At 73.0% G+C, this 25,271-nt stretch carries 23 protein-coding genes; 7 read left to right on the plus strand and 16 right to left on the minus strand.

What is annotated here, in order from left to right; translation table 11 throughout:
• Window positions 1-10: 10 nt before the first annotated feature.
• Both ACFO9I_RS06145 and ACFO9I_RS06150 read right to left on the minus strand, forming a co-directional pair.
• Window positions 11-1,057, minus strand: a complete 1,047-nt coding sequence (locus ACFO9I_RS06145; RefSeq protein WP_379178845.1) for a PHP domain-containing protein — start codon at window positions 1,055-1,057, stop codon at window positions 11-13.
• 339 nt (window positions 1,058-1,396) lie between these two features.
• Window positions 1,397-2,191: an enoyl-CoA hydratase/isomerase family protein gene (locus ACFO9I_RS06150; protein WP_379178847.1), complete on the minus strand. Its 795-nt coding sequence runs from the start codon at window positions 2,189-2,191 to the stop codon at window positions 1,397-1,399.
• Window positions 2,192-2,383: 192 nt separating this feature from the next.
• Here ACFO9I_RS06150 and ACFO9I_RS06155 point away from each other — a divergent pair, with 192 nt between their 5' ends.
• Together ACFO9I_RS06155 and ACFO9I_RS06160 are read left to right on the plus strand one after the other, a co-directional pair.
• A complete protein-coding gene (locus ACFO9I_RS06155) occupies window positions 2,384-2,542 on the plus strand; it encodes a DUF5679 domain-containing protein (protein ID WP_011754982.1) in 159 nt (52 codons plus the stop codon).
• A gap of 143 nt (window positions 2,543-2,685) precedes the next feature.
• Window positions 2,686-3,609, plus strand: coding sequence for a hypothetical protein (locus ACFO9I_RS06160; protein WP_379178849.1), 924 nt, complete (start codon window positions 2,686-2,688; stop codon window positions 3,607-3,609).
• A gap of 15 nt (window positions 3,610-3,624) precedes the next feature.
• Here ACFO9I_RS06160 and ACFO9I_RS06165 read toward each other — a convergent pair whose 3' ends face one another.
• From ACFO9I_RS06165 to ACFO9I_RS06185, 5 genes are all read right to left on the minus strand, one after another.
• Window positions 3,625-3,786: a hypothetical protein gene (locus ACFO9I_RS06165; RefSeq protein ID WP_379178851.1), complete on the minus strand. Its 162-nt coding sequence runs from the start codon at window positions 3,784-3,786 to the stop codon at window positions 3,625-3,627.
• Between the two features lie 119 nt (window positions 3,787-3,905).
• Window positions 3,906-4,070, minus strand: a complete 165-nt coding sequence (locus ACFO9I_RS06170; RefSeq protein WP_379178853.1) for a hypothetical protein — start codon at window positions 4,068-4,070, stop codon at window positions 3,906-3,908.
• Window positions 4,071-4,151: 81 nt separating this feature from the next.
• On the minus strand, window positions 4,152-4,307 hold the full coding sequence (locus tag ACFO9I_RS06175; protein WP_379178855.1) for a hypothetical protein: 156 nt from the start codon (window positions 4,305-4,307) through the stop codon (window positions 4,152-4,154).
• 68 nt (window positions 4,308-4,375) lie between these two features.
• On the minus strand, window positions 4,376-4,702 hold the full coding sequence (locus ACFO9I_RS06180) for a WhiB family transcriptional regulator (protein ID WP_379178857.1): 327 nt from the start codon (window positions 4,700-4,702) through the stop codon (window positions 4,376-4,378).
• Between the two features lie 451 nt (window positions 4,703-5,153).
• Window positions 5,154-7,181: an ATP-dependent DNA helicase UvrD2 gene (locus ACFO9I_RS06185; RefSeq protein ID WP_379178859.1), complete on the minus strand. Its 2,028-nt coding sequence runs from the start codon at window positions 7,179-7,181 to the stop codon at window positions 5,154-5,156.
• 75 nt (window positions 7,182-7,256) lie between these two features.
• On the opposite strand from ACFO9I_RS06185, the gene ACFO9I_RS06190 reads away from it, so the two are divergent.
• On the plus strand, window positions 7,257-7,508 hold the full coding sequence (locus tag ACFO9I_RS06190) for a mycoredoxin (protein WP_379178861.1): 252 nt from the start codon (window positions 7,257-7,259) through the stop codon (window positions 7,506-7,508).
• 57 nt (window positions 7,509-7,565) lie between these two features.
• Here the strand turns inward: ACFO9I_RS06190 and nudC are convergent, their stop codons facing one another.
• Window positions 7,566-8,477, minus strand: a complete 912-nt coding sequence (gene nudC / locus ACFO9I_RS06195; RefSeq protein ID WP_379178863.1) for an NAD(+) diphosphatase — start codon at window positions 8,475-8,477, stop codon at window positions 7,566-7,568.
• A 31-nt stretch (window positions 8,478-8,508) separates the two neighbouring features.
• Between nudC and deoD the strand changes: the two genes are divergently transcribed.
• Window positions 8,509-9,228: a purine-nucleoside phosphorylase gene (deoD, locus tag ACFO9I_RS06200; RefSeq protein ID WP_379178865.1), complete on the plus strand. Its 720-nt coding sequence runs from the start codon at window positions 8,509-8,511 to the stop codon at window positions 9,226-9,228.
• Window positions 9,225-10,139 carry a hypothetical protein gene (locus tag ACFO9I_RS06205; protein WP_379178867.1) on the plus strand — a complete coding sequence of 305 codons (915 nt, stop codon included), beginning with the start codon at window positions 9,225-9,227 and terminating at the stop codon, window positions 10,137-10,139. Before deoD ends, ACFO9I_RS06205 begins: the two co-directional genes overlap by 4 nt.
• A 5-nt stretch (window positions 10,140-10,144) precedes the next feature.
• Here ACFO9I_RS06205 and ACFO9I_RS06210 read toward each other — a convergent pair whose 3' ends face one another.
• The 3 genes from ACFO9I_RS06210 to ACFO9I_RS06220 form a co-directional block, all read right to left on the minus strand.
• Window positions 10,145-10,357, minus strand: a complete 213-nt coding sequence (locus ACFO9I_RS06210) for a hypothetical protein (RefSeq protein ID WP_379178869.1) — start codon at window positions 10,355-10,357, stop codon at window positions 10,145-10,147.
• 98 nt (window positions 10,358-10,455) lie between these two features.
• On the minus strand, window positions 10,456-13,692 hold the full coding sequence (locus tag ACFO9I_RS06215; RefSeq protein ID WP_379178871.1) for an ATP-dependent helicase: 3,237 nt from the start codon (window positions 13,690-13,692) through the stop codon (window positions 10,456-10,458).
• Window positions 13,689-16,934, minus strand: coding sequence for an ATP-dependent helicase (locus ACFO9I_RS06220; RefSeq protein ID WP_379178873.1), 3,246 nt, complete (start codon window positions 16,932-16,934; stop codon window positions 13,689-13,691). Before ACFO9I_RS06220 ends, ACFO9I_RS06215 begins: the two co-directional genes overlap by 4 nt.
• Window positions 16,935-17,038: 104 nt before the next feature.
• Here ACFO9I_RS06220 and ACFO9I_RS06225 point away from each other — a divergent pair, with 104 nt between their 5' ends.
• Both ACFO9I_RS06225 and ACFO9I_RS06230 read left to right on the plus strand, forming a co-directional pair.
• Window positions 17,039-18,208 (plus strand): CaiB/BaiF CoA transferase family protein, encoded by a 1,170-nt coding sequence (locus tag ACFO9I_RS06225; RefSeq protein ID WP_379178875.1) that lies wholly within the window; start codon window positions 17,039-17,041, stop codon window positions 18,206-18,208.
• 81 nt (window positions 18,209-18,289) lie between these two features.
• The gene (locus tag ACFO9I_RS06230) at window positions 18,290-18,850 is read left to right on the plus strand and encodes a TIGR03086 family metal-binding protein (protein WP_379178877.1); all 561 of its coding nucleotides are present in this window, start codon (window positions 18,290-18,292) and stop codon (window positions 18,848-18,850) included.
• Between the two features lie 52 nt (window positions 18,851-18,902).
• On the opposite strand, the gene ACFO9I_RS06235 is transcribed toward ACFO9I_RS06230, so the two are convergent.
• The 5 genes from ACFO9I_RS06235 to ACFO9I_RS06255 form a co-directional block, all read right to left on the minus strand.
• On the minus strand, window positions 18,903-20,378 hold the full coding sequence (locus ACFO9I_RS06235) for an alkaline phosphatase PhoX (protein WP_379178879.1): 1,476 nt from the start codon (window positions 20,376-20,378) through the stop codon (window positions 18,903-18,905).
• Between the two features lie 125 nt (window positions 20,379-20,503).
• Entirely contained in the window at window positions 20,504-21,598 is a 1,095-nt protein-coding gene (locus ACFO9I_RS06240) for a ring-opening amidohydrolase (RefSeq protein WP_379178881.1), read from the minus strand.
• Window positions 21,599-21,611: 13 nt separating this feature from the next.
• Window positions 21,612-22,547, minus strand: a complete 936-nt coding sequence (locus tag ACFO9I_RS06245; protein WP_379178883.1) for a carbamate kinase — start codon at window positions 22,545-22,547, stop codon at window positions 21,612-21,614.
• 104 nt (window positions 22,548-22,651) lie between these two features.
• Entirely contained in the window at window positions 22,652-23,398 is a 747-nt protein-coding gene (locus ACFO9I_RS06250; RefSeq protein WP_379178885.1) for an SDR family oxidoreductase, read from the minus strand.
• Between the two features lie 27 nt (window positions 23,399-23,425).
• On the minus strand, window positions 23,426-25,237 hold the full coding sequence (locus ACFO9I_RS06255; RefSeq protein ID WP_379178887.1) for an amino acid permease: 1,812 nt from the start codon (window positions 25,235-25,237) through the stop codon (window positions 23,426-23,428).
• Between the last annotated feature and the right edge of the window lie 34 nt (window positions 25,238-25,271).

The following is a 25,271-nucleotide window of genomic DNA, read 5'->3' on the forward strand; positions in this document are numbered from 1 at the left end:
GGTGCGAAACCTAGCCGTTCGCCCAGGCCAGCAGGCGCTCCTGCGGCCAGGTGTTGACGATGCGATCCGGGTCGATCCCGGCCTGCTCGGCGCGCTCGCACCCGTAGCCGAGGAAGTCGAGCTGCCCGGGGGCGTGGGCGTCGCTGTCGATCGAGAACAGGCAGCCGGTGTCCCGGGCCAGCTCGAGCAGCTTCGTGGGCGGGTCGCGCCGCTCGGGCCGGGAGTTGATCTCGACCGCCACGTCGTGCTCGACGCAGGCCTCGAACACCGCCCGCGCGTCGAACTGCGACCCCGGGCGGGTGCCCCGGTTGCCGGTGACCAGGCGGCCGGTGCAGTGGCCGAGCACGTTCATCCGCGGGTTGCGGATCGCCCCCATCATCCGGCGCGTCATCGCCTCGGGGTCCATCTTCAGCTTGGAGTGCACGCTGGCGACCCGCACGTCGAGACGGCCGAGCATCTCGTCGGTCTGGTCGAGGCCGCCGTCGTCGAGGATGTCGACCTCGATGCCCTTGAGCAGGGTGAAACCGGAGCCGGCGAGGTGCTCGTTCACGGCGTCGACGACCGCCAACTGCCGGGTCAGCCGCTCGGCGCTCAGGCCGTGCGCGACGGTGAGCCGCGGCGAGTGGTCGGTCAGCACGAGGTAGTCGTGGCCCAGCTCGATCGCGGTGAACGCCATCTCCTCGATCGGGGAGCCGCCGTCGGACCAGTCCGAGTGCGAGTGCAGGTCACCGCGCAGCGCCGCCCGCAGCTCCTGCCCGCCTACGGCGACCGGGCCGGCGTGCTCCTCCTCGAGGCGGGCCAGCCGCTCCGGCAGCACCCCGTGGACCGCGTCTGCGATCACCTTCGCCGAGCTGGCGCCGACACCCGGCAGGTCGGTGAGCGTCCCCGCGGCCACGGCCGCGCGGACCTCGGCGTCGGACATCGGCAGGATCGCCGCCGCCGCGCCGCGGAACGCCTTGACCTTGTAGGTGTCCTCGCGGCCCCGCTCGAGCAGGAACGCGATCCGACGCAGCGCAGCCACCGGCCCCGCGTCGTACGACCCCCGTCGCTGCGACACGCCGTGCACCTCCGAACTTTCTTCTCTCCACAGCCGGTGGACGGACATCACCGCTGGTCAGCGCAGCGTACGACGTCCGCCCGGGCGTGTCCTCCACAGGCCGTTCCCAGGACGAAAGTCCCGTTCTCCACCGGTCGCCCCGCGTGTCCCACAGGGTTGTCCACACGTTGTCCACAGGCTGTGGTCACCGGGCGTTGACCCGGGCCCGCCCCGCCTCCTAGCGTTGCCCGCAGATGAGGCCCCCGGCCCGTCGACCGACACTCGCAAGGGGAAGGCAAGTGTCGCGAGGCGGGCAGGGGGCCCTTCTGCTTGTCGGGAGCGGGGCGGTGGTGCCGCGGCTCAGACCCCCCGGAACACCGGGGCCCGGCGCTCGCGGGCGGCGCGGATCCCCTCCTGCAGGTCCTCGGTGGCGAGGGTGACCGGCTGCGCCATCGCCTCCCACTGCAGGCAGCTCTCGATGTCGGCGTGGCCCCCGTCGGCCAGCGCGAGCTTGGTCAGCCGGCTCGCGATCGGAGCCGTCGCCGCGATGCCTTCGGCGACCCCGAGCACCTCCTCGTGGAACGTCGCCGGGTCCAGCACCCGGGAGACCAGGCCGAGCCGCAGCGCCTCCTCGGCGTCGACCACCCGGCCGGTCAGCAGCAGGTCCTTGGCGTGCGCCTCCCCCACGACGTGGGGCAGCAGCCAGGTCCCGGCCATGCCCGGGTGCATCCCGAGCTTCACGAACGGCGCACCGAGCTTGGCCCCGGCGGCGGCGTACCGCAGGTCGCAGGCCAGCGCCATGCACAGCCCGGCGCCGATGGCCGGTCCGTTGACCGCGGCGATCGTCGGCACCTCCAGCCTCCGGATGGAGAGCCATGCGCGGTAGAACGCGAGCATCCGGGTGCGCAGGTGGTCCACCGTGGCGTCGGGCTCGCCGGCGATCCACGAGGTGTCCCCGCCGGAGCAGAACGCCGACCCCTCGCCGGTCACGACCACCACCCGCACCGAGGCGTCCGCGGCGAGCTCGTCGACGGCCGCGACCCAGGAGGAGGTCATCTCCTCCGACATCGCGTTGCGCTGGTCGGGGTTGTCCAGGGTGAGCACGGCGACGCCGTCGCGGGGGCGGTCGAGACGCAGGTGGCTGAGTTCAGGCATGGGCACAAGGTAGTGAGCGTGGACCACGGGTGCCGTGACCCGGTTCACGCCCAACGGTGCGCCTGCTACGCCTGAGCGCAGGCGTGTCGTAGGGTCGAGGCGGTTCGACGGCACCCGCCGTCGGGCTCCGACGGGCTTCCCTCGTGTTACCCCGTCGCGACGACCGAAGAATACAAAGGCAAGGAGGCCGTCATGGCGGAGACCTGGAGCGGCGAGTTCTACTGCGTGAAGTGCAAGGAGAAGCGCGAGGCCGAGGGCGAGGTCAAGGTCAACGACAAGGGCACCCGCATGGCCAAGGCCGTGTGCCCCGTCTGCGGTACCAACCTCAACCGCATCCTCGGCAAGGCCTGATCCTCACCGATCAGCCCCCAGAGCTCGTACGGCGGCGTCGCCCGGTCGATGGACCGGGTCGGCGCCGCCGTCGTGTTGCGCCCTGCGGAACCCTGTGGACGAGCTGCTCGGGCCCCGACCGGCGTCGTGCCACCCTGCCGGGCATGCCCGGTGACCACCTCCACGACCCACGCACGCCGGGGCCGGCCTCGGCGCCACCCCTCCCCCGACGACCCGCGCTACGGCCCGGGCTGCACGTCGTACGCCGCGACGACCGGCACCTGCAGGTCGGGATCGACCCGCCGCACGTCCTGGTGCTGCCCGACGAGCCGCTCACCCGGCGGCTCCTCGAGGAGCTGCGCGCCGGCGTGACCCCGGACCTGGCCGCCCCCGCGGCCCGGCGCCTGGTGGCCGACCTGGCCGCGCGCGGCCTGGTGGTGGACGGTGCGGTCCGCGACGCCACCCTGGGCGCGGCCGAGGACCGGGGCGCCGCGGCGGCCGCCTTCGCGCAGTTCGGGGACGACGCCGCGCGACGCCTCGCCGACCGCGACCGGGCCCGGGTCCGGGTCGAGGCGGCGCCGGACACCGAGCAGGCGGCCACCCGGCTCCTGCGTGCCTCGGGTGTCGGCCTCGCCGCAGTCACCGACGAACCGACCGCGGTGCTGGTGGTCTGCGACGAGGCCCTGCCGCGGGCCCGGGTCGACCCGCTCGTGCGCGCCGGGCTCCCCCACCTCGTGGTCGCCCCGGCCTCCGGCGGCGTCGTGGTGGGCCCGTTCGTCGTCCCGGGCCTGACCGCCTGCCTGCGCTGCGTGGACGCGGCCCGGGCGGAGCGCGATCCCCGCCGGCCGGTGCTGCTCGAGCAGTGCCACCGCGGCACCGCCGTCGCGGGCCCGACGCCGCGCGACCCGTCGCTGCACGCAGTCGCGGTGGGCCTGGCCGTCCGCGACCTCGTCTCCTTCGTCGACGGGGACCGACCCGCGACCTGGTCGGCGACCGTGACGGTCGGCCCCGACCTCGCCCTGGCGCGCCAGGCCTGGCGTCGGCACGTGCACTGCGGGTGCGCGTGGGACGAGCTGCTGGCCGTCTAGGTCAGGCGCTCGCCCTCACCAGAACTCGCTGTCGAGCTTGCCCTCCATGGCGCGCAGGTTCGCCCGGGAACAGGTGTCGCAGAAGACCCGCTTGCGACCGTTCTCGACCGCGGTCGTCCACGTCAGCGTCTTCGCCTCGTCGGTCTCCTGGCGTCCGCAGAAGTCACAGGTGGTCACGCTCGACAGGCTACGCCCGCACCCGGCCCCGGACGCGGCAGGAGCCGGTACGACGGGCGTCGTACCGGCTCCTGCTCATCACCCGCGATCAGGTGTTCCCGGCGGAGGTGCCGGGGGTGTCACAGTGCGCGTGCGAGGGCGAGACGTGCCTGCTGCGCGGCCTGCTCGGCCTTGCGGCTCAAGCGTCGGGCACGGGCCACGTTGTGACCCAGTCGCTGCTGCTGCGCCTCTCCCAGGCGCGCGGACATTTGCGCGCGGGCCAGGTTCTCGTGCATGAGATTCATGGTCTTGCTCCGCTTCCGGTAGGTCTTCATGGTGGTGTCGGTTGGCCTTCTAGGTCAGGGCGGCCGGTCGGCCGCGTTTGCTCAGAGCGTGCCGGTGATGGCGATGCGTGCCTGCTGCGCGGCCCTCTCGGCCGTGCGGGTCAGGCGGTGGGCACGGGCCAGCCGGTGGCCGTGCCGCAGGTTCTGCGCCTCTCCCAGGCGCGCGGCCATCTGTGCTCGAGCCAGGTCTTCGTGCATGAGATTCATGGTGGTGCTCCGGTTCGGGTTCGTGTTCATGGATGTGTCGGCTTTCGTGCGGGAGGCGCCTAGGCGGCAACCTCGTTCTTGCGGGGTCGGCCGCGCGGACGCTTGCGCGGGATCACCACTCCCTGGAGGAAGAGCTCGCCGCCCCAGACTCCCCAGGGCTCACGGCGCTCGAGGGCGCCGTCGAGGCAGAGTGCCTGGACCGGACAGCCCTGGCACAACGCCTTGGCGTGCTCCACGTCGGCGGGCGACTCGGCGAACCACAGCTCCGGGTTGTTGGCCCGGCACGGCAGCAGCTCGTCGTCCACCTGCCCGGCCTGGTCGTGCAGCAGCCCCAGGCTGGGCGCCTCGGCAGTCCCATCGGTGCGGTCGAGAACGCTGATGGTCATGTTTCACCTCCTTCTTCTGACCTGATCGCTTTGGTGTTGCTGGAAACAGGTGGGCCCGAGAAACAGAAAGGCCGCGGATCCCGGTGAGGGTTCCGCGGCCTGGAGGCTGCCGATGCTGTTGGTTCTCAACAGTTCGGTGGTCTCCAGGCAGAGGTCCCCGGGAAGTAGCCCTGGACGAGGCCCGTACCGATGCCCACGACGGCCTTGCGGTCACGCACGGCAGCAGTGGCAGAGGCGGCCAGGGCGCACGAAGGCATGACGAAGGTCGACGGGATCTGAGCCGTCGTGTGGGTCATGGTGCTGATCATCTGGGCCACCTCCTTCGGTGAGTCGGGCGCCGACCTTGTCAGGGCCGTGGTGCGCCGGATTTGCGTAGTCGGAAAACTATCGCGTGACCCATGTAATGGGCAAACGATTTTGTGGGTATTTCTCGAAAAAGTTCCGGATCTGCTCAGCGGAGCAGCGTGAGCACGTCCTCGCCGTACCTCTCGAGCTTGGACCGGCCTATACCACTGATGCGCAGCAGCCCCTCCGGAGTCGTCGGCCGGTGCTCCGCTATCAGCTGCAGCGTCGCATCGGTGAAGACCACGAACGCGGGCACGCTCTCCGTACCGGCCCGCTCCTTGCGCCACTCGCGCAACCTCTCGAACAGCTCCTCGTCGTAGGAGGCGGGGCAGTCCTCGCACCTGCCCCGCTTCTTCTCGGCCCCGGTCGAGAGCGGTCGACCGCACTCCCGGCAGCCGGCCACCTTGCGGTTGCGGGCGGGCGAGCGCTCGGCGGGCGTCTCCTCGGGCAGCAGCGGGGTCAGGAAGCGCGAGGGCTTGCGGGAGGCCCGGCCGCCGGGGTTGCGCGCCTGCGCCCAGGACAGGGCCAGGTCGATCCGCGCGCGGGTCATGCCGACGTAGAGCAGCCGGCGCTCCTCCTCGACCGCGGCCGGGGTGTCGGCGTAGGTGATCGGCAGGGTGCCGTCCTGGAGGCCGACGAGGAACACCGAGTCCCACTCCAGGCCCTTGGCGGCGTGGAACGTCGCGAGGGTGACCCCGTCGGCCACCGGCGCGTGCTGCTCGGAGGCGCGGCGGTCGAGGTCGTCGACGAAGTCGCCGAGCGTCGCGCCGGGGGTCTGCGCGAACTCCGTCGCCTGGTCGACCAGCGCCTGCCAGGACTCCCAGCGGTCACGCGTCTGGCCGCGCGTCGTCGGGGCCTGGTTGGTCCAGCCCATGCCGGCGAGCGTGCCGTGCACGGTCTCGAGGAACTCGTCGCCCTCGCCGGAGCGGGCGGCACCACGCAGCCGGGTGACGGCCTCGCGCACCTCGGGCCGGTCGAAGAAGCGGGCGGCGCCGCGGACGACGTAGGGGATGCCGCGGCTCGAGAGCGCCTCCTCGTAGGCCTCCGACTGGGCGTTGATGCGGAAGAGCACCGCGACCTCGCCGAGGCTGCGGCCCTGGTCGCGCAGCCGGGCGATGGAGGTGGCCACGGCGTCGGCCTCGGCCACCTCGTCGGGCTGGGCGGTGTAGGTCACGGCCGGGCCGGCGGGCCGCTGCGCGCGCAGCTCGACGCCACGGCTGGAGGATCCCGCCAAGAGGGTGTTGGCGGCACCCACGACCTCGGGCGTCGAGCGGTAGTTGCGGACCAGCTCGATCGAGGTGGTGCCGGGGAACTTCGCGGGGAAGTCGCGCAGGTAGGAGGCGTTGGCGCCCGCGAAGGAGTAGATCGTCTGGGCGGGGTCGCCGACCACGCAGAGCTCGTCGCGGCCGCCGAGCCACAGCTCGAGCAGCGCCGACTGCAGGGGCGAGACGTCCTGGAACTCGTCGACGACGAACCACTTGTACTGCCGGCGCACCTGCGCGGCCACCCGCTCGTCCTCGGCCAGCATCCCGGCGGTGAGGAGCAGCACGTCCTCCATGTCCATCCGCCCCTGGCCGCGCTTGACGTCCTCGTAGGCGCCGAAGACGCGGCCCACCGTGTCGGCGTCGTGGCCGGTGACCGAGCGTCCCCGCGCCGTGGCGACCTTGGCGTAGTCGTCGGGGTGGACGTTGCTGACCTTGGCCCACTCGATCTCGGAGGCGAGGTCGCGCAGCAGCGCCTGGTCGGCCGCGAGCCGCTGGCGCCGGGCCGCGGTGGCGAGCAGGCCGATCTTGGACTCGATCAGCGTCGGGAGCTCGGTGCCGTGCACGTGCGGCCAGAAGTAGCGCAGCTGGCGCAGCGCCGCGGAGTGGAAGGTCCGGGCCTGCACCCCGCCGGCGCCGAGCACCCGGAGGCGCTGGCGCATCTCACCGGCGGCACGGGTCGTGAAGGTCACGGCGAGGACCTCGGTGGGCGCGTAGACGCCCGTGGCGACACCGTGCGCGATCCGGTGGGTGATCGCTCGGGTCTTGCCCGTCCCGGCACCGGCCAGGACCCGCACCGGTCCGCGCAGGGCCTCGGCCACCCGGCGCTGCTCGGGGTCGAGCGCCTCGAGCAGGTTTTCGGGGGTGGGCATGGGGAACAACTCCTCCTGCGCTGTGGTTGACCTTGCGTACCCCGAAACCCTAGACGCCGGAGGCGACACTTCCCGATGAGCGGTTCCTTCACGATGTACACGACGCCCTGGTGCGGCTACTGCCACCGCCTGAAGAGCCAGCTCGACCGTGAGGGCATCACCTACGACGTGGTCGACATCGAGCAGCAGCCCGAGGCTGCGGCGATCGTCGAGGCCGCCAACAACGGCAACCAGACCGTGCCGACGCTGGTGTTCGCCGACGGCTCGGCCGTGACGAACCCGTCGCTGGCCCAGGTCAAGGAGAAGCTGAGCGCGCTCGCCGTCTGAGCCCGACCCTGCCGACCCGTCCGAGCACGACTCGGGCGGGTCGTCGCACGTCCGGGCCTACCAGTGGCCGGCGAGGGGGCCGCCGTACCAGTGCTCGACCAACGAGCGTGAGATCGAGACCCCGCCGGGCAGCACCAGCTCGCCGGACTCGGCGCCGGCCTTCATCTCGGCGCGGGTGAACCACCGCGCGTCCTCGATCTCGTGGTCGTCGACCTCGATCTCGGTGGTCTCGGCGCGCGCCACGAAGCCGAGCATCAGGCTCGCCGGCAGCGGCCACGGCTGGTTGCCGAAGTAGGTCACTTCGCCGACCCGGACACCGACCTCCTCGGCCACCTCGCGGCGTACGGCGTCCTCGAGGGTCTCGCCCGGCTCGCAGAAGCCCGCCAGCGTCGAGTAGCGCCCTGCCGGCCAGACCGACTGGCGACCCAGCAGGCACCGCTCGTGCTCCGAGCCGGGCTCTCCGGAGGTGACGACCATGATCACCGCCGGGTCGGTGCGCGGGAACTGGGTCTTTCCGCAGGAGGTGCAGACCAGCTCGTGGCCCGCGGCGCGCGGCTCGAGCGAGCCGCCGCACCGGGGGCAGAAGCGGGTCGCGTACAACCACTCCGCCAGCCCGATCGCGTGGAAGACCAGCGGCGCCTCGTCCACACCCTCGGTGGCCAGGTGCGGCAGCACCTCGCGCAGGCCGAGCCACTCGGCCTTCTCCCCCGGCGCCCCTGCGGGGTCCACGACCACCGCGAAGTACGTCGTGCCGTCCTGCTCCCCCAGCAGCACCCGCAGCCCGGCCGGCGCCTCGTGCGTCGGCAGCCACTCCAGGGCGCCGCCGACGGGACGGACGCGCGTGCCCGCGACGACGAGGACCCGGCTGCGCGGGTCGGACCAGCGCTCGTCGAGCCAGGCGTCGTCGGACCGGTGGACGCCGGTGCGGTCGTGGGGGTTCGCGGCCAGCTGAAGGTGCGGGAAGCTCACGACTGCGAGGCTAGTCCTACTCTTCGGTGCCATGAGCACCCACATCGGCGCCCGACCGGGAGAGATCGCACCCGTCGTCCTGATGCCCGGGGATCCGCTCCGGGCCCGGTGGATCGCGCAGACCTTCCTCGAGGACGCCTCGTGCTACTCGGAGGTGCGCGGGATGTACGGCTACACCGGCACCTGGCGCGGGCACCGGGTCTCCGTCCAGGGGTCGGGGATGGGCCAGCCCTCGCTGGCGATCTACGTCAACGAGCTGCTGCGCGAGTACGACGTCACGACGCTCGTGCGGGTCGGCTCCTGCGGCGCGCTGAGCGAGAAGCTCGCCGTGCGCGACGTCGTGCTGGCCTCGGGCGCCTGCACGGACTCGTCGATGAACCGGATCCGCTTCGAGGGCCTGGACTACGCCCCGGTCGCCGACTTCGGCCTGCTGCGCGCGGCGTACGACGCCGCCGTCGCCCTGCCGGCCGGCGAGCGGCCGGGCGTGCACGTCGGGCTGGTCTTCGCGGGCGACTCGTTCTACAGCCCGCGCCCGGACCTGACCGCGCGGATGGTCGAGTACGGCGTCCTCGCGATCGACATGGAGGCGAGTGCGCTCTACACGCTGGCGGCGCAGCACGATGCCCGGGCCCTGGTCGTCAACACCGTGTCGGACCACATCGTCACCGGCGAGGAGACGAGCGCCGGGGAACGGGAGCGGAGCTTCGGCGCCATGGTGGAGATCGCCCTCACCGCCGCCTTCGCGGCATGAGCCGCGCGGCCGCGCCCGGGTCGGTCACGCTGCGCACCAGCCCCCTGTGGCTGCTGCTGCCGCTCGCCGCGTGCGGCTTCATCGAGGCGGGCCTGGTCGTGGCGCTGCTCGGCGCCCTCGCCGAGGGCAGCTTCAGCGTCGACGGCGCGGCCACCTCACCGGCGGTCACGGCGGTGCTCTTCCTGGTGCTCAGCGTGCTCGCCCTGCTGCTGGGCGTCGCGCTGGTCGCCCTGGTGAGGTCCCTGTTCTCACCGCCGTCGGCCACGGTCCTGACGGCCGACGAGTGCCGGCAGGAGAGCGGCGGCGAGGTCCGCTCCCGGGTCACGCTCGCGGACGCGACCGCGCTGGTCCACCGGCCCGCGCTCAACACCACCTGGAAGCCGTCCGGACCCGGCGACCCGACCGTGCGCGGCGTCAGCACCCGCCGGCTGCACGCACGCCTCGAGCTGCGGGGCCCCGCAGGCTGGATCGAGCTGACCGACTCCCGCTCCTGGGTCCAGGTGGTCGACGTCCTGCGTGGGTGGGCGCGCGCCCGGCCCGAGCTGGTCTCCGACCCCGACACCGCCGCCCTGCTCCTGCCCCGCGAGCCGGTCGCGGCCGCCGGCCCCGGGACCGGGACCTGGTCCCGGCGCGCTGAGCACGAGCGCCGCACCTGGCCCAGGACACCGTTCGGCCTGGTCTGGCTGGCGGTCCGCACCCGCGACCCGTGGGCGCCGTTCCTGCCCGACGTGTACGGGCTGTACAGCCCGCAGTTCGGCGGGAGGATGTCGTCCGCGCGGGCCGCACGACCCGGGAAGCCGGTCTGGCTGCTCCCCCGCTGGTGGCTCCTGCTGTCCTTCTGCTTCGTGTGGGCGATGCCGCTCTACTTCGTGTGGCTCATCGTCACCGCGGTCATCAGTGCGCGAGGCTGAGCAGCTCAGGGGCCACCGCCCCCACCGCCGTCGCCACCGCCGATGCCCAGGCCGCCACCGGAGTCGTACCGGTTGAAGGACTTCGACTCGGGGGTGTCCCGGTGGTGGCGGGTGGGATCGGAGAAGGTGCCCTTGCGCTGGCGGTCGAGCCACCAGGCGGTGCCGAGCAGGGCGACCAGGACGACGAGAGCGACGATCCACCACATGACTGCCTCCATGCCGGGCACGGACGAGCGGCGCGGACGTCCGTGTCTCCGTCCACGGTCCACCCGGAGGGGCTCCGGGTCAATCCTCAGCTCGAGCCGCAGCGTCGTCGTCAGCCCAGGCTGAGCAGCCGCTCCAGCCCGTCGCGGCCCGGCAGCCCGGTGGGCTCGACGACCTCACCGCTGCGGACGTAGTAGAACGCGGCCCGCACGCGCTCGAGGGGCACGTCGTGGAGCTCTGCCCACGCGAGCCGGTAGAGGGCGAGCTGGAGCGGGTCGGCGGTGGCGGTGCGGTTGGTCTTCCAGTCGACCACGAGGTAGTCGGTCTCGCCGTCGGGCGCGCGGTCGGCGTAGACCGCGTCGATCCGGCCGCGCACCACCTGGCCGGCGAGCACGAGCGCGAACGGCGCCTCCACCCGGTGGGGCGTGCGGGTGGCGAACGGACCGGCCTCGAAGGTCGAGATCAGCTCCTTGAGGTCGGTGTCGTCGTCGATCCCGGCGTCGGCCCGACCCGGCAGGTCGTCGTAGTCGAAGAGGTCCTGCTGGCCGAACCGCGCCTCCACCCAGGCGTGGAAGCGGGTGCCGAAGCGGGCCGCGGAGGACGGGGGCCTGGGCATCGGCCGGGCCAGCTCGCGGGCGAAGGTGTCGGGGTCGTCGCGCAGCCGGGCGACGGCGGTGGCCGAGAGGCTGCTCGGCAGGGTGACCGCGATCTCGGAGCTGCGGTCGCGGCGGGCCTCGGCGAGCAGCCGGTCGATCTCGAGGTCCCAGTCGGCGACCCGGGCGGCCTCGATCATGTCGAGCTCGGGGTCCGGCCCGGCCGGGTCGGCCGCCCGCACGCGTCGGGCCGCCTCGAGGCGCAGCGCCGCCTCGACGCCCGTCCCCGTGGCCGGCCACGGCTTCGAGGGGTCGACCGCGGCGTAGGGATTGGGGTCGCCCTTCTGTGGCCGGTCCAGCCAGTCGGTGACCGGCTCGCCCCACTCCTCCAGCTGCTCGCGGACCACCCGCTGGTAGTCGGAGGGCCCGAACGGCGTCGCCCGCGGGCTCCACAGGTAGGACGTGACCGAGAGCCGGTGCGCGGCGCGCGTGAAGGCGACGTAGCCGAGCCGCAGCTCCTCCTCGGCGTCGTGGGCGCGGGTGGCAGATCGGTAGGCGTCCAGCGCCGCCTTGTCCCAGCCGGACAGCTGCGGCAGGTCGTGGGCGTCGCCACGCAGCGGCGCCGGCAGGATCGAGGGCGCGGACGTCCACAGGGTGCGGGAACGGTTCGAGGGGAACCGCGTCTCGCAGACCCCCACGAGGAACACCGAGTCCCACTCCAGCCCCTTGGACCGGTGCACGGTCAGCAGCTTGACCGAGTCGGCCTCGGTCGGGGTGGCGACGTCGAGGCCGTTGCCCTGGTCGTCCTCGGCGGTGAGGTAGGCCAGCAGCGCCGGCAGCGTGACGTCGCCGTCGACCGCCTGGAAGTCCGCCACCGCCTTGACGAACAGGTCGAGGTTGTCGCGCCGGGCGGCGGCCGCGGGGCTGACCGCGGAGGCGAGCTCGACGTCGGTGCCGGTGGTGTCGATGATCCGGCGGACGATGTCGAGCAGCGGCTCGCCGACGTAGCCGCGCAGCGTGCGCAGCTCGGCCGCGAGCAGCGCGAAGCGCTCCAGCGCCTCGGGAGAGTACGGCGCGTCGCCCGGGTCGGCCAGTGCGTCGTCGAGGGACGGGATCTCGGCGGGGTCGATCCCGTCCGCGATCTCGAGCAGGTGGTCGGTGACCGAGGCGTGCTGCGTCCCGCGGCCCTGCCGGCCGGCGATCTCGAGGGCCCGGCGGCTGAGCAGACGCAGGTCGCGGGGGCCGATCGCCCACCGCGGGCCGGTCAGCAGCGTGAGCAGCGCGGCGTTGGCCGTCACGTCGTGGAGCAGGTGCAGGACCGCGACGATCTCGGCCACCTCGGGCAGTCGCAGGAGCCCGGACAGGCCGACGATCTCGACGGGGATGCCGGCGCCGGTGAGCGCGTCGAAGACGTCCTCGGCGTGCGCGTTGTCGCGGGTGAGGACGCCGATCTTCGACCAGTCGCCGTCGTGCGCCTCCCGGACCGCCTCCGCGAGCCAGGCCAGCTCGTCGGCGTGGGTCTCGAACACCCGGGTCGTGACGGTGCCCTGGTCGGCGTCCGGCTTGGGGACCAGGGGCTCGACCTGGGCGTAGCGCTCCAGCAGCGGGGTGGCCAACCGGTTGGCGACATCGAGGATGCGCGCGTCCGAGCGGCGGTTGACGGTGAGCGGGTGGACGGGAACGGTGCCCGAGGCGGCCGGGAAGGTGTCGGGGAAGTTGAGGATGTTGGACACCGAGGCGCCGCGCCAGCCGTAGATCGCCTGGTTGGGGTCACCCACCGCCGTGACGGCGTGGCCGCGGCCCCCGGCGACGTCGGGCCCGGAGAAGAGCCGCGACAGCATGACCGCCTGCGCGACCGAGGTGTCCTGGTACTCGTCGAGCAGCACGACCTTGAACCTCGACCGCTCGAGCGCCCCGACCTCGGGCTGCTCGCTGGCCAGCCGGGCGCCCAGCTCGATCTGGTCGGAGAAGTCCATCAGCCCGAGGTCGCCCTTGAGCCGGCGGTAGGCCTCGACGAGTCCCAGCAGCTCGGCCCGCCGGTCGACGGCCGAGACGGCCTTCTCGCAGGGCTCGCGGTAGGTGGTGCGGTTCTTGCCCGCGACCTCCTCCTCGAGGGCGCGCTGGAACTGCGCGCGCGCCTCCGCGTCGACGGCACGCACCCGGTCGGGGTGCACGAGGTGCTCGCTCATCGCGCTGTCGAGGGCGAGGAGGTTCTGGATCGCGGTCTCCGGGTGGTCGGTCAGGTGCCGGACCTCGCCGGTGTAGCGGTCGACCACCCGCGCGCCGAGCTGGTAGCGGGCGGCATCGGTGATGACGCGGGTGTCGGGCTCGTGGCCGATCCGCAGTCCGTGGTCGGTGAGCAGCCCGGCGGCGTACGCGTTGTAGGTCGCGACCGTCGGCTCGAGGACGTCCTCCTCGCCGTCCTCCCCCGCGACCGGCTCGAGGGCACCGGCGGTGCGCAGCGCGGCGCGGATCCGCTGGCGCAGCTCGCTGGCCGCCTTGGTCGTGAAGGTCAGGCCCAGCACCTCGTCGGGACGGACCTGCCCAGTCACCACGAGGTAGACCACCCGGGCCGCCATCAGCGTCGTCTTGCCCGAGCCCGCCCCGGCGATCACCACCGCCGGTGAGAGCGGCGCGGAGATCGCCGCCCACTGCTGGTCGCTGGGGGCGTACGGCGTCTTCATGACCCGGGCGAGGTCCTCGGGGCCGGCGATCACCAGGGGTGTCAGCGGTCCGGGGGTGGGGCTGGAGGTCATTGGGCGGTCACCGCTCCGGCGCTCTTGATCGGGCAGATGGGGACGAACGAGCAGTCGCGGCAGTGCTGGCCGGCCACCGCGGGGAACGTCTCGGCGCGCAGCAGGCCGGCCGTGTGCGCGAGCTGGCCGCGCAGCGCCTCGCGCTGCGGCCCCGCCTCCTCCTGGACGGGCTGGCGCTGCACCACGGCGTCGGGGCCGCCGTCGATGATGCCGAGCTGGACCAGCTCGGCCCCGCCCGCCTGCGCGGGCCCGTCGGTGAGCCGGTCGACGGCGCCGTGGTCGACGGCGAACTGGTAGAGGCCGAGCTGCACGTGGCCCTCGACCGACTTCCCGCTCGGCGCGCGCCGCCCGGTCTTCAGGTCGACCACCACGACCCTGCCGTCGGCGTCGACCTCGAGCCGGTCGGCGTAGCCGGTGACCTTCACCTGCTCGCCGTCGGGCAGCTCGACGACGGTCTCGAACGGCGTCTCGGTGCCGATCAGGGTGCGCCGGTTCGCGTGGTGCCACTGCAGGAAGCGGGCGAGCGCGGCCCGGACCCGCTCGTGCTCACGGGCCTTCGACCACGGCGTGCGGAAGTCGAGCCGGTCCCAGACCTCGTCGACGTGGGACATCAGCAGGTCGACGTCGTCGGGCCCGGCCGTCAGGTCGCCCGTCGCGACCCGTTGGGCGAGCGCGTGCACCATCTCGCCGAGGTTGGCCGACTGGTGGGCCCGCGAGACTCCCCCGGCCTCGCGCTCGAGGAACCACTGGGTTGGACAGACCATCAGCGACTCCAGCACGCTGGCGGAGACGGGCACCGGTTGGTCGGGGTCGCGCACCGGCTGCACCGACCTGCTCGCCGCACGGGTGCCCCACCAGGTGGACGGGTCGGCGCTCGGGACCAGGGCGCGGTGGCCCACGGACTCGGCGGCGAGCCGGGCCAAGCGGCGCGCGGCGGCCTCCCGCAGCGCCTCGCCGGACTCCGGGTCGGCGACGGTGCGTCGCAGCTCGGCGACGATGCCGGCCATCGACAGCGGCCGGGTCGGGCGTCCGACCACCCGCTCCACGTGGACCCCCAGCTCCTCGAGGAACCGGGACGGCTGCTCGCCCTCGTCGTCGGCCGAGGCCACCGCCGTGACGACAAGCCGCTGACGGGCGCGCGTGCAGGCGACGTAGAACAGCCGGCGCTCCTCCATGAGCAGGGCCCGGCTCGAGACCGGCGGCACGATCCCGGTCTCGCCGATCCGGTCGGCCTGCAGCAGCGTCGAGCGCCGCCGCAGGTCGGGCCAGCCGTCCTGCTGGACGTGGGCAACGACGACCAGGCGCCACTCCAGGCCCTTGGCGCGGTGGGCGGTCAGCAGCCGCACCGCCGCACCGCGGGCACCCTGCTCGGCGAGCGTGTCGGCCGGGATCTGCTGGGCCACCAGCGTGGCGAGGAAGGCGCGGACACCGACGTGGTCGCGGCGCTCCTCGGCGCGGGCGGCGAGGTCGAACAGCGCGCAGACGGAGTCGAGGTCGCGGTGCGCCCGCCGCGCAGCGGCGCCCCCCAGGTCGACCGAGCGGCGCAACCGCTGGGGCCAGCCGGTGCGCGACCACAGCGTCCAGAGGAGCTCCTCCGCCGACGCGCCGCCGGCGAGCTCCTCCCGGGCGTCGAGCAGCAGCTGGACCAGGGCCCGGGCCCGCACGACCTCCGGACCCTCGAGCCCGTCGTGGCTGAGCCCGTCGAGGAAGCCCGCCTCGACCACGGCCCGGCGCACCAGCTCGCGCGACGGGCGCGGCGGGCGGCCCTCGTCGCGGCTGACGGCCTTCTCCCGGGTGCGCAGCCGGCGGGCCAGCCGGCGCAGGTCGCCCGCGTCGAGGCCGCCGAGCGGGCTGAGCAGGAGGGCCTCGGCCCGGCTCGGGTCGATGTGGTCGACGTGGTCGACCTCGTCGTTGTCGAGGTTGACGACCGCCCGCAGCGCGTCGAGCACCGGCAGCACCGCCGGGTCGCGGACCAGGGGGACCTCGTCGCTGGCGACCTCGACCGGCACACCGGCGGCGCCGAGGGCGCGTCGCAGGGGCGGGATCGACGCGCGGCCGGAGCGGACCAGCACCGCCATGTCGTCCCAGCGGATGCCGTCCTCGAGGTGGGCACGGCGCAGCAGGTCGGCGAGGTGCTCGGCCTCGGCGCGCTCGGTGTCGAAGGTGCGGACGTGGACCCTGCCCTCGCCGAGCGGGCCGGCTGCGGCCTCGGGCTGCAGGAACGCGGCCCGGGCCTCGGCGGGGATGCTGCCCGGCAGGGCGAGCCGGTGGGCGACCCGCTGCGAGGCCAGCAGGATGTGGGAGCCGAACCGGCGGGTGGTGCGCAGCGCCACCACGTCGGCAGGGGTGCCGTCGGCCTGGGGGAAGTCGGTCGGGAAGTCGAGGATGCCGCGGACCTCGGCGCCGCGGAACCCGTAGATCGACTGGTGCGGGTCGCCCACCACGGTCAGGTCCCGGCCGTCGCCGGCCAGCGCGCGCAGCAGGGCCACCTGGCCGGGGTCGGTGTCCTGGTACTCGTCGACGAAGACGTGGCGCAGGCCGGCCCGGATCTCGTCGCGGTGCGCCTCGGCCTCGATCGTGGCCCGGCGGATCAGGTCGGCGTAGTCGATCGCGCCCTGGCTGTCGAGGTTCGTGAGGTACTGGTCGAGGAACAGCCCGGCGGCCACGAGCTCGGGCAGCCCCTCTGCCTCGCCGAGCGCGCGCAGCGCCGGGCCGTCGAGCCCCTTCTCCCGGGCCCGGGAGAGCACCGCGTGCACTTCCTTGGCGAAGCCGCGCGTGCCTAGGGCGCCCCCGAGCTGGTCCGGCCAGGTGACCGACTCCGGGTGGTCGGAGAGCAGCTCGCGGAGCACGACGTCCTGCTCCGGAGCGCTCAGCAGCCGCAGCGGCGCCTCGTAGAGCTCCGCGGGGGCGTAGCGCCGGATCAGGGCGTAGGCGAAGGAGTGGAAGGTGGAGCTGAGGTTGGTGCCCATCGTGCGGCCCAGCCGCGCGGTCACCCGGTCGCGCAGCTGCTCGGCCGCCTTGCGCGAGAAGGTCAGCGCCAGCACCTGGTCGGGGCGTGCGCCGTCGTCCACACGCCGGACGATCGCCTCGACGAGGGTGGTGGTCTTGCCGGTGCCGGGGCCGGCCAGCACGAGCAGCGGCCCCCCGGGGTGGTCGACGACCTGCTGCTGGTGCTCGTCGAGCGACGGGACGACGGCCGCGACGTGCGGTCGCACGAGGTGGTACGTCGTCGGCGAGCTCATGTGGGCAACTCAACCATCCGGCACCGACACTCGCCGTCAGGCCGGGCCCGAGGCTGTCGAGACCTGCCATTCCCGCCCACCCGGACGGATGGTTGAGTTTCCGCATGACCGACGGACCGCTCTCCGACCTGCTCGTCCTCGACCTGACCCGCGCGCTGGCCGGGCCGCACGCCGCGATGATGCTCGGCGACATGGGCGCCCGCGTGATCAAGGTCGAGTCGCCCGCCGGCGACGACACCCGCGGCTGGGGGCCGCCGTTCATCGGGTCGGAGGAGGAGCGGGAGTCGACGTACTTCCTCTCGGCCAACCGCAACAAGGAGTCGCTGGTCCTCGACCTGAAGTCCGAGGCCGACCGCGACGTCCTCGCCCGGCTGGTGGAGCGCGCCGACGTGCTGATGGAGAACTTCCGGGTGGGTGTCCTGGACCGGCTCGGCTTCCCGGTCTCGCGGCTGCACGAGCTCAACCCGGGCCTGGTCGTCCTGTCCATCACCGGCTTCGGCCACGACGGCCCGGAGGCCACGCGCGCCGGCTACGACCAGATCGCGCAGGGCGAGGGTGGCCTGATGTCGCTCACCGGCACCGAGAAACCGACCAAGGTGGGCGTGCCGATCGCGGACCTGCTGGCTGGGATGAACGGCGCGTTCGGGGTGCTCGCCGCCCTGCACGAGCGGGCGACTACCGGGCGGGGCCGGGTCGTCCGCACCTCGCTGCTGGCCGGCATGGTCGGCGTGCACGCCTTCCAGGGCACGCGGTGGACCGTGGCCGGCGAGGTGCCCGGGCTGGCGGGCGACCACCACCCGGCGATCGCGCCGTACGGCCTCTTCGAGACCGGCACCGCACCGATCCAGATCGCCTGCGGCTCCGAGAACCTGTGGCGTGCGCTGTGCACCGCCCTCGAGCTCGACGCGACCGACCCGCGCTTCGCGACCAACCCGCTGCGCGTGCAGCACCGCGACGAGCTCGTGGCGCTGCTCGAGGCGCACTTCGCCACCGACCCGGCCGAGCACTGGCTCGGGCTGCTGGCCGGGGCGGGCGTCCCCTCGGGCAAGGTGCGCACCCTCGACGACGTCTACGCCTGGGAGCAGACGCGCTCGCAGGGGCTGCTGCTCGAGGTCGAGCACGCCACCCAGGGCAGGCTTGACCTGCCCGGCTCGCCGATCCGCTTCGACGACAACCCCTTCTCCGGCGGCCGCTCCACCCACGCGGCTCCCCCGACGCTGGGCCAGCACGACGCGTCGATCCGGGAGTGGCTCGACCGGCCCGCCCAGGACTGAGAAGGACACCGGCACGAGGGACTTTGGGCCCCGGCTCGCCCGCGCACCCGCGGTTTATCGTCGAGGCGAGGAGGAACCACCATGACCAGTCCCAACGACGCCGTCGTCGTGCTCTCCCGGGCCCTCGACCAGGCGGGCGACGTGCTCGCCGCGGTCCATCCCGACCAGCTCACGCGCCCCACACCCTGCAACGACTGGGACGTCGCGCGCCTGATCGCCCACCTGGTGGCCGCCCCGACGAAGTTCCTCGCCGCCATGCGCGGTGAGGAACCGGACTGGGCGACCGAGCCACCCGAGATCGGCCACGAGTGGGCCCCGGTGTTCCGGGTGGGCGCCGACGACCTCATCCACGCCTGGCACCAGCAGGGCGACGAGGCCGACGCCCGCACCGTCGACTGGCAGACCTCCGAGATCGCCGTGCACACCTGGGACCTGGCCCGCGCCACCGGACAGTCGGCCCAGCTCGAGCCCAGCGTGGCCGAGCGGGCGCTGGCGTTCATGTCCGCCGGGCTGACCCCCGAGAACCGCGGCAACGCGTTCGGGGCCGAGGTCGACGTGGCCGACGACGCACCGGTCTACCACCGGCTCGCGGCGTTCGCCGGGCGACAGCTCGACGAGGCCTGGGTCGACGGCAAGGCCTGACGTCGTACGTCCCGGCCGCCGGGACGGCCAGGACGTACGACGTCGGCAGGGGTCAGCCGAGGTACTTCTTCCAGGGGCCCGTGATCGCGAACACGTGGCCCGGCTCCTGCACGTTGACGAACAGGATCCTGCCGTCGGGGCTGAAGCACGGCCCGGTCATCTCGCTGTAGACGTTCTTGCCGTTCTCGTTCTGCTCCGCGACGACCAGGTTCCGGGCGATCGCCTGCGCGCCGTGCTTCCTGCTCCAGCTCAGCACGTGGTTGGCGGTGTCGCCGTCCTCGGTGAGCACCAGCGAGCCGTACGGCGAGACGTGGCAGCCGTCCGGCCCGTCGAACGCCAGGTCGAGGCTGGGCCCGAGGTCGGTCAGCGGCTCGACCGTCTTGCTGTGCAGCAGCGCGTTGTAGGGGAAGTAAGCCATCAGCGTCAGCGTCTGGTCGGCGTAGTCGTAGAACCAGAGCTGGCCGTCGTGCGGCGTCGCGTCGCTCGGGATGTCCGCGGCGAAGGCGAAGCTGGCCACGAAGTACATGCCCTTGTCGTTGCCCCAGGCGCCCTCGAGCTTCTTCGAGTGCGTGACCTGCCCGGCCTCGAACTGCTTGCGCAGCGAGGTCGTGCTGGCGTGGCGGTCGGGGACGGTCACCCAGCTGGTCCGGAACGGGCGGCCGATCTGGGCGGCCGTGACGTAGGCCAGGTCGGGCAGCACGCTGCCGTCGGGCGCGAGCAGGGCCAGGGCCTGCAGCTTGCCGGCGTCCTTGTCCAGCGCCTCGGCGATGTAGGGACGCAGCTTGTAGCCGGACGGTGCGGTCCACCGGTACAGCAGGCCGGTGGGTCCGCTGGCGTCCTCGGTCAGGTAGACACGGCGCCGACCGGGCTCGACCACGACGGCCTCGTGGGGCGCGCGGCCCCACGCCTCGATGGGCTTCGGGGACTGCTTCCTCGGGCCGCCCGCGAAGACCTCGAAGACGTAGCCGTGGTCCTTCTCCAGGGTGCCGGTGCCTGCCTTGGACTCGCTCTCCTCGCAGGTCAGCCACGAGCCCCAGGGCGTGGGACCACCGGCACAGTTGCTGATCGTGCCGGAGAGGCCGACCCACTCCTGGATGCGCTTGCCCTTGCGGTCCACGTCGATGACCGTGCAGCCACCGCCGAGAGCACCCGGGTCGTAGACCGTGCCCTCGACCAGCGGCACCGGCTGGGCGCTGCCGGGGCTGCCCTCGTGGTTCTGCACGAGGCGGTAGCCGCGGTCGGTCGCCACGACCAGGGTGCCGTCGGGACGCTCCGGGGTCTTGCCGGCACCGTCGGCGAGCTCGGTCTCGCCCGAGACGGCGACGACCTCGTAGGAGAAGCCGGGCGGCAACGCGAGCAGGTCGCCCTCCGAGGACTGCAACGGCGGGAAGAGGGGGTGGTCCTTCGAGGAGCCGCCGGGCCGGTCACCGGCAGCGGTGGCCGGCGCCTGCAGGAGAGCAGCACCGGCGAGCAGGCCCGCTCCGGAGGCCGCGCCGGTGTTGATCAGCTGTCGTCTGTTCATGGTCATGGCAGCAACCTCGTGCAGCCACGTGAACACCTGCCGAACACCGCGGAAAGACAACCGGGACGTCATGCGAATCGAGCCCCGTAGGCCACGATCCGCATGACGTCCCGGAGGACGAGCGGGGAGGGTCAGCCGAGGTCGACGATCGCGGCCACCGGGCCGCCGCCGTCGGGACCCTGGTGCGCCGCGGACACCGACACGAACACCGCCGGGTCGCCGGTGACGGCCGCGGTGACGCCACCGACGCAGGCCTTGATCTGGCGGTGCCAGTGCACGTCGGAGTCGTCGAGCATCGCGTTGCGGCGGCCGCGGACCTGGCCGTCCTGCGACGCCTCGCACTTGAGGAACACGTTCACCAGCTTGCCGTCGAGGTCGGCGGTGCGGGGACGCTCGGGCAGCTCGAGCCCGGCGTCCTTGATCGCCTCCCAGATGCCGTCCTGGTCCAGGGCGTCCTTCATCACCGAGTGGCCGATGCGGTAGCGGCCGCCGACCCCGGTCGCGTTGCCGACCACGACGACCTGCGCCTGGTCGAGCTCGACGCCCGAGGAGCAGGAGGCGACGCTGGAGTAGAGGTCGCGGTTGTGCATGACGTCCTCGTCGGAGGGCATCTCGATCTCGCCGAGCGCGACCGCGATGCCGAGCGCCGTGCAGCCGTTGGAGAGGTCCATCGACTCGTGGGTGTGCTCGGTCCACACGGTCTTGCCGCGGCTCTTGGCGTCGCGGATGGTGTGGATCGTCAGCAGCGGCGTCTTGGTCTGCACGTAGTGCACGTCGGCCGGGTCGGTGATGCCGGCCCGCTCCATCGCGACCTTCACCGCGTCGGCGACCTTGGAGACCATGGTGGTGCGGCCGATGTCCTCGGGCAGCAGCTGCTCGCTCATCGCGAAGCCCACCGTCAGCCGGGGCTCGTCGGTCGGCTCGGCGTCGGTGGTGGCGAAGATCGTGGCGTGGGGGCTGATCACGCCGTCGGTGCCGCCGGACCACACGATCGGGACCTGCTTGACCTGGTCGGCCGGGGCACCCTTCTCGACCAGGACCTCGCGGAACGCACGGTCGGCGATGATGCGGGTGTAGTCGTTCACCCCGCCGTTGCCCTCGGTCTTGCCGATGATGGCGATGACGCGGCTGGCGTCCATCACGCCGTCGTCGATGAGCTTCGCGAGCTCCGAGGCGTCGGCGACCGAGTGGATCGGGACCTTGCGTACTTCGATGGCGTCGGGCATGTGGTGTCTCTCCTCAGTTGGGTACGACGACGGTCCCGCCGTCGCCGGTGATCGCATCGACGATGTGGTCGAGCCTGGTGATGACGGCGCGCGTCCCGCCGTCCTCCACGAACCGGCAGGCCGCGTCGACCTTGGGGCCCATGGAGCCGCTGGCGAAGTGGCCTTCGCGGGCGTACCCGCGCATCTCCCCCACGGTGACCCGGCCGAGGGGCCGGGCCTGCGGGGTGCCGTAGTGCAGCACGGCGTTCGGGACGTCGGTGGCGATGACGAGGACGTCGGCATCGACGGTGCGCGCCAGCAGCGCCGCCCCGAGGTCCTTGTCGATCACGGCCTCGACGCCACGCAGCGTCCCGTCGGCGTCGCGCACGACGGGGATGCCGCCGCCGCCGTTGGCGACGACGACGAAGCCGGCGTCGACCAGCGCCCGCACGGCCGGGGCGTCGAGGATCTCGGTGGGCTCCGGCGAGGCGACGACCCGGCGCCAGCCCTTCTCGCCCCGGTCCTCCCAGGTCTCGCCGTGCTCGACGAGCAGCTTGGCCTCCTCGGCCGGCAGGTAGCGGCCGATCGGCTTGGTCGGGTGGGTGAAGTGGGGGTCGTCGGCCGCGACGAGCGCCCGGGTGACCAGGGCCGCCGTACGCCGGTCCACGCCGCGCTCGGCGAGCGCCGCGTCGAGGGCGTTCATCAGGACGAAGCCGAGCGTGGCCTGGGTCTGCGCGCCGCACCAGTCCAGCGGGACCGGCGGGACGACCGCCGCGGCGATCTCGTTCTTGACCAGGAGGTTGCCCACCTGGGGACCGTTGCCGTGGGTGACGACGACGTCGACGTCGTGCTGGAGCAGGTCGGCGACCGCCCCCATGGCGACGCGCGCGGCCTCGATCTGGTCCTCGGGACGGGCGCGGCCGTCGGTGTTGGTCATGGCGTTTCCGCCGAGCGCGAGCAGCACCTTCATGCATCGAACCTAGTGACGCGCGCCGCACCGCGGCACGGTGCCGGATGACCAACTCCGGCGGGTCCTGCTGGCAGATCTTGCCAAGGCCGGCGGCGTCGGTGCGGTCAGCGGCCGCCGGCCACCCGCAACGTCGTCCCGGTGACGTACGACGCCTGCGCGCTCATCAGCCACCCGATCGCGTCGGCGATCTCCGCCGGCTCCCCCGGCCGTCCGAGCGGGATCCTCGCGGCGCCACGCTCGAGCCGCCCGGCGTCGCCGGCGTCCTCGTGGATGCGGGTGCGCACCAGGCCGGGGGCCACGCCGACCACGCGGATGCCCTCGTCGGCGACCTCCTGGGCCAGCCCGACCGTGAGCGCGTCGACACCGGCCTTCGCGGCGGCGTACTGGACGTACTCCCCCGGCGAGCCCAGGGTCGCGGCGCCGGAGCTGACGTTGACGATCACCCCGCCGCGGCCGCCGTACGACCTGCCGAGCGCCCGGACCGCGGCCCGGGCCACCAGCAGCGCCCCGGTGAGGTTGAGGTCGACGGTCCGCCGGATGACGTCGACCGGGGTCTCGGCGAGACGCCCGAGGTGCAGGGTCGCGCCGGCGTTGTTGACGACCCCGGTGAGCCGGCCGTGACCGGCGGCCGTGGCGAAGAGGTGGTGGACCCCGTCCTGGTGCGAGACGTCGGCGCGCACGACCAGGCAGCGGGCGCCGGCGTCCTCGACCGCGAGCCGGCACTCCTCGGCAGCCGCGTCGTCACGGGCGTGGCCGAGCACGAGGTCGTGCCCGTCCGCCGCGAGGCGCAGCGCGGTCGCCGCGCCGATGCCGCGGGTGCCGCCGGTCACCAGGGTCAGGGGGCGTTCCATGCGGGCCAGTCAAGCAGCCCTGCGCGGTCAGGCGCGCGCATCCACCTCGCTCGGGATGACGTGCCGCACCGGCACCGACAGCTCCGACCGCGCGGCGCTCACCAGGTCCTTGCGCAGCCAGGTGGACTCCCCGCGCGCGTGCGTGGCGATGATGACCAGGTCGGGACGGAAGTCGGCCACGGCCTCGCGCAGCGCCACCAGCGGGCGGTGGTCGCCCAGCGCCCCGGTCACCTCGACGCCGTGGGAGCGCAGCGCCTCGATCATCTGGTCGAGCCGCTCCCGGGCCGCCTTGCGGGTGGCCTCCCACAGGAAGACCGCGCCCTCCACCTCGGCCTGCCCGGTGTCGACGGGGTTGGCCGGCACCGTGATGTGGATGTGCGCCCCGGTCTCGGCGTGCACGTCGCGCAGCTCCCGCTCCAGCGCGTCCTCGCTCATCGTCTCGTTGGCCAGCAGCAGCACCCGGTCCACCGACTCCGGGGCCGGGCGGTCGGGCGCCTCCTCCCCGCGGCGCAACCGGTTCAGCCCGAACGCCACGAGGATGACGCCGAACGCCAGCAGGCTGAGCAGCAGCTGCGACCGGGTCTCACCGTCGACGCCCATCTGCACCAGGATCGCCAGGATGCCCGCGATGGTGAGCAGCGTCAGCACCGGGAACGCCCACATCCGCACAGTCAGCTGGTCGTCGGGCGTACGCCGGCGAAGCACGAACTGCGAGACGCAGATCAGCAGGTAGACGAACAGGATGATCGCGCCGGAGGAGTTGAGCAGGAACGCGAAGACCGTGTCGGGCGAGACGTAGGCGGCGATCACGCACAGGAAGCCGATGACCGAGGAGAACAGGATCGCCCGCACCGGGACGCCCTTGGCGTTGACCGTGAGCAGCGAGACCGGAGCCTCCTCACGCGCGGCCAGCACGAAGAGCATCCGGCTGGCGGTGTAGAGCCCCGAGTTGAGGCAGGACAGCACGGCGGTCAGCACGACGGCGTTCATCACGTGCTCGGCGCCCGGGATGCCGATGATGTCGAACGCGGTGACGTACGGCGAGGCCGCGAGCTCGTCGCTGTTCCACGGGATCATGCAGGCGAGCAGGAACACCGATCCGACGTAGAACGTGCCGACGCGCAGCACGACCGAGTTGGTCGCCCGGGCGATGGCCTTCTCGGGGTCGTGCGACTCGGCCGCTGCGACCGTGGCGATCTCCGCGCCCACCATCGAGAAGACGACCACCACGACCGAGGAGAAGATCGCGCCCACGCCGTTGGGCAGGAACCCGCCGTGCGCGGTCAGGTTGGAGAAGTGCGGCCCGTCGCCGCTGATGACGCCGAGCACGTAGAGGCCACCGAGCACCAGGAAGACCAGGATGGCCGCGACCTTGATGCCGGCGAACCAGTACTCGAACTCGCCGTACGACCCCACCGAGAAGAGGTTGGTGCCGGTCATCAGCAGCATCAGGGCCAGGGCCACCGTCCACAGCGGGACGTCGGGCAGCCAGAACTGCACGACCTTCGCGCCGGCCACGGCCTCGAAGCCGACCACGACCACCCAGAAGTACCAGTAGAGCCAGGCCACCGAGAAGCCCGCCCAGTGGCCGAGCGCGTTGCGCGAGTAGTCGGAGAACGAGCCCGTGCTCGGGTTGGCGGTCGCCATCTCGCCGAGCATCCGCATCACCATCACGATGAGCACGCCGGTGACCGCGTAGGTCAGGAAGGCGCCGGGGCCGGCGGTCTGCATGACCACGCCCGAGCCGACGAACAGCCCGGCTCCGATCACTCCGCCGATCGCGATCATCGTGAGGTGGCGCTGCTTGAGCCCCTTGTGCAGCTCGGGAGCTGTGGACATCCGAGATCTCCTGTCCGACCGGTCGACCGCGGCG

Source organism: Nocardioides sp. GCM10023255, assembly GCF_042653125.1.
In the GTDB taxonomy this organism is placed as follows: domain Bacteria; phylum Actinomycetota; class Actinomycetes; order Propionibacteriales; family Nocardioidaceae; genus Nocardioides.

Coding starts and splice junctions, on each gene's coding strand:
- ACFO9I_RS06150 (WP_379178847.1), bottom strand. CDS start 2,191: ATGCCTGAACTCAGCCACCTGCGTCTCGACCGCCCCCGCGACGGCGTC.
- ACFO9I_RS06155 (WP_011754982.1), top strand. CDS start 2,384: ATGGCGGAGACCTGGAGCGGCGAGTTCTACTGCGTGAAGTGCAAGGAG.
- ACFO9I_RS06160 (WP_379178849.1), top strand. CDS start 2,686: ATGCCCGGTGACCACCTCCACGACCCACGCACGCCGGGGCCGGCCTCG.
- ACFO9I_RS06170 (WP_379178853.1), bottom strand. CDS start 4,070: ATGAATCTCATGCACGAGAACCTGGCCCGCGCGCAAATGTCCGCGCGC.
- ACFO9I_RS06175 (WP_379178855.1), bottom strand. CDS start 4,307: ATGCACGAAGACCTGGCTCGAGCACAGATGGCCGCGCGCCTGGGAGAG.
- ACFO9I_RS06180 (WP_379178857.1), bottom strand. CDS start 4,702: ATGACCATCAGCGTTCTCGACCGCACCGATGGGACTGCCGAGGCGCCC.
- ACFO9I_RS06185 (WP_379178859.1), bottom strand. CDS start 7,181: ATGCCCACCCCCGAAAACCTGCTCGAGGCGCTCGACCCCGAGCAGCGC.
- ACFO9I_RS06190 (WP_379178861.1), top strand. CDS start 7,257: ATGAGCGGTTCCTTCACGATGTACACGACGCCCTGGTGCGGCTACTGC.
- deoD (WP_379178865.1), top strand. CDS start 8,509: ATGAGCACCCACATCGGCGCCCGACCGGGAGAGATCGCACCCGTCGTC.
- ACFO9I_RS06205 (WP_379178867.1), top strand. CDS start 9,225: ATGAGCCGCGCGGCCGCGCCCGGGTCGGTCACGCTGCGCACCAGCCCC.
- ACFO9I_RS06210 (WP_379178869.1), bottom strand. CDS start 10,357: ATGGAGGCAGTCATGTGGTGGATCGTCGCTCTCGTCGTCCTGGTCGCC.
- ACFO9I_RS06215 (WP_379178871.1), bottom strand. CDS start 13,692: ATGACCTCCAGCCCCACCCCCGGACCGCTGACACCCCTGGTGATCGCC.
- ACFO9I_RS06220 (WP_379178873.1), bottom strand. CDS start 16,934: ATGAGCTCGCCGACGACGTACCACCTCGTGCGACCGCACGTCGCGGCC.
- ACFO9I_RS06225 (WP_379178875.1), top strand. CDS start 17,039: ATGACCGACGGACCGCTCTCCGACCTGCTCGTCCTCGACCTGACCCGC.
- ACFO9I_RS06230 (WP_379178877.1), top strand. CDS start 18,290: ATGACCAGTCCCAACGACGCCGTCGTCGTGCTCTCCCGGGCCCTCGAC.
- ACFO9I_RS06235 (WP_379178879.1), bottom strand. CDS start 20,378: ATGACCATGAACAGACGACAGCTGATCAACACCGGCGCGGCCTCCGGA.
- ACFO9I_RS06240 (WP_379178881.1), bottom strand. CDS start 21,598: ATGCCCGACGCCATCGAAGTACGCAAGGTCCCGATCCACTCGGTCGCC.
- ACFO9I_RS06245 (WP_379178883.1), bottom strand. CDS start 22,547: ATGAAGGTGCTGCTCGCGCTCGGCGGAAACGCCATGACCAACACCGAC.
- ACFO9I_RS06250 (WP_379178885.1), bottom strand. CDS start 23,398: ATGGAACGCCCCCTGACCCTGGTGACCGGCGGCACCCGCGGCATCGGC.
- ACFO9I_RS06255 (WP_379178887.1), bottom strand. CDS start 25,237: ATGTCCACAGCTCCCGAGCTGCACAAGGGGCTCAAGCAGCGCCACCTC.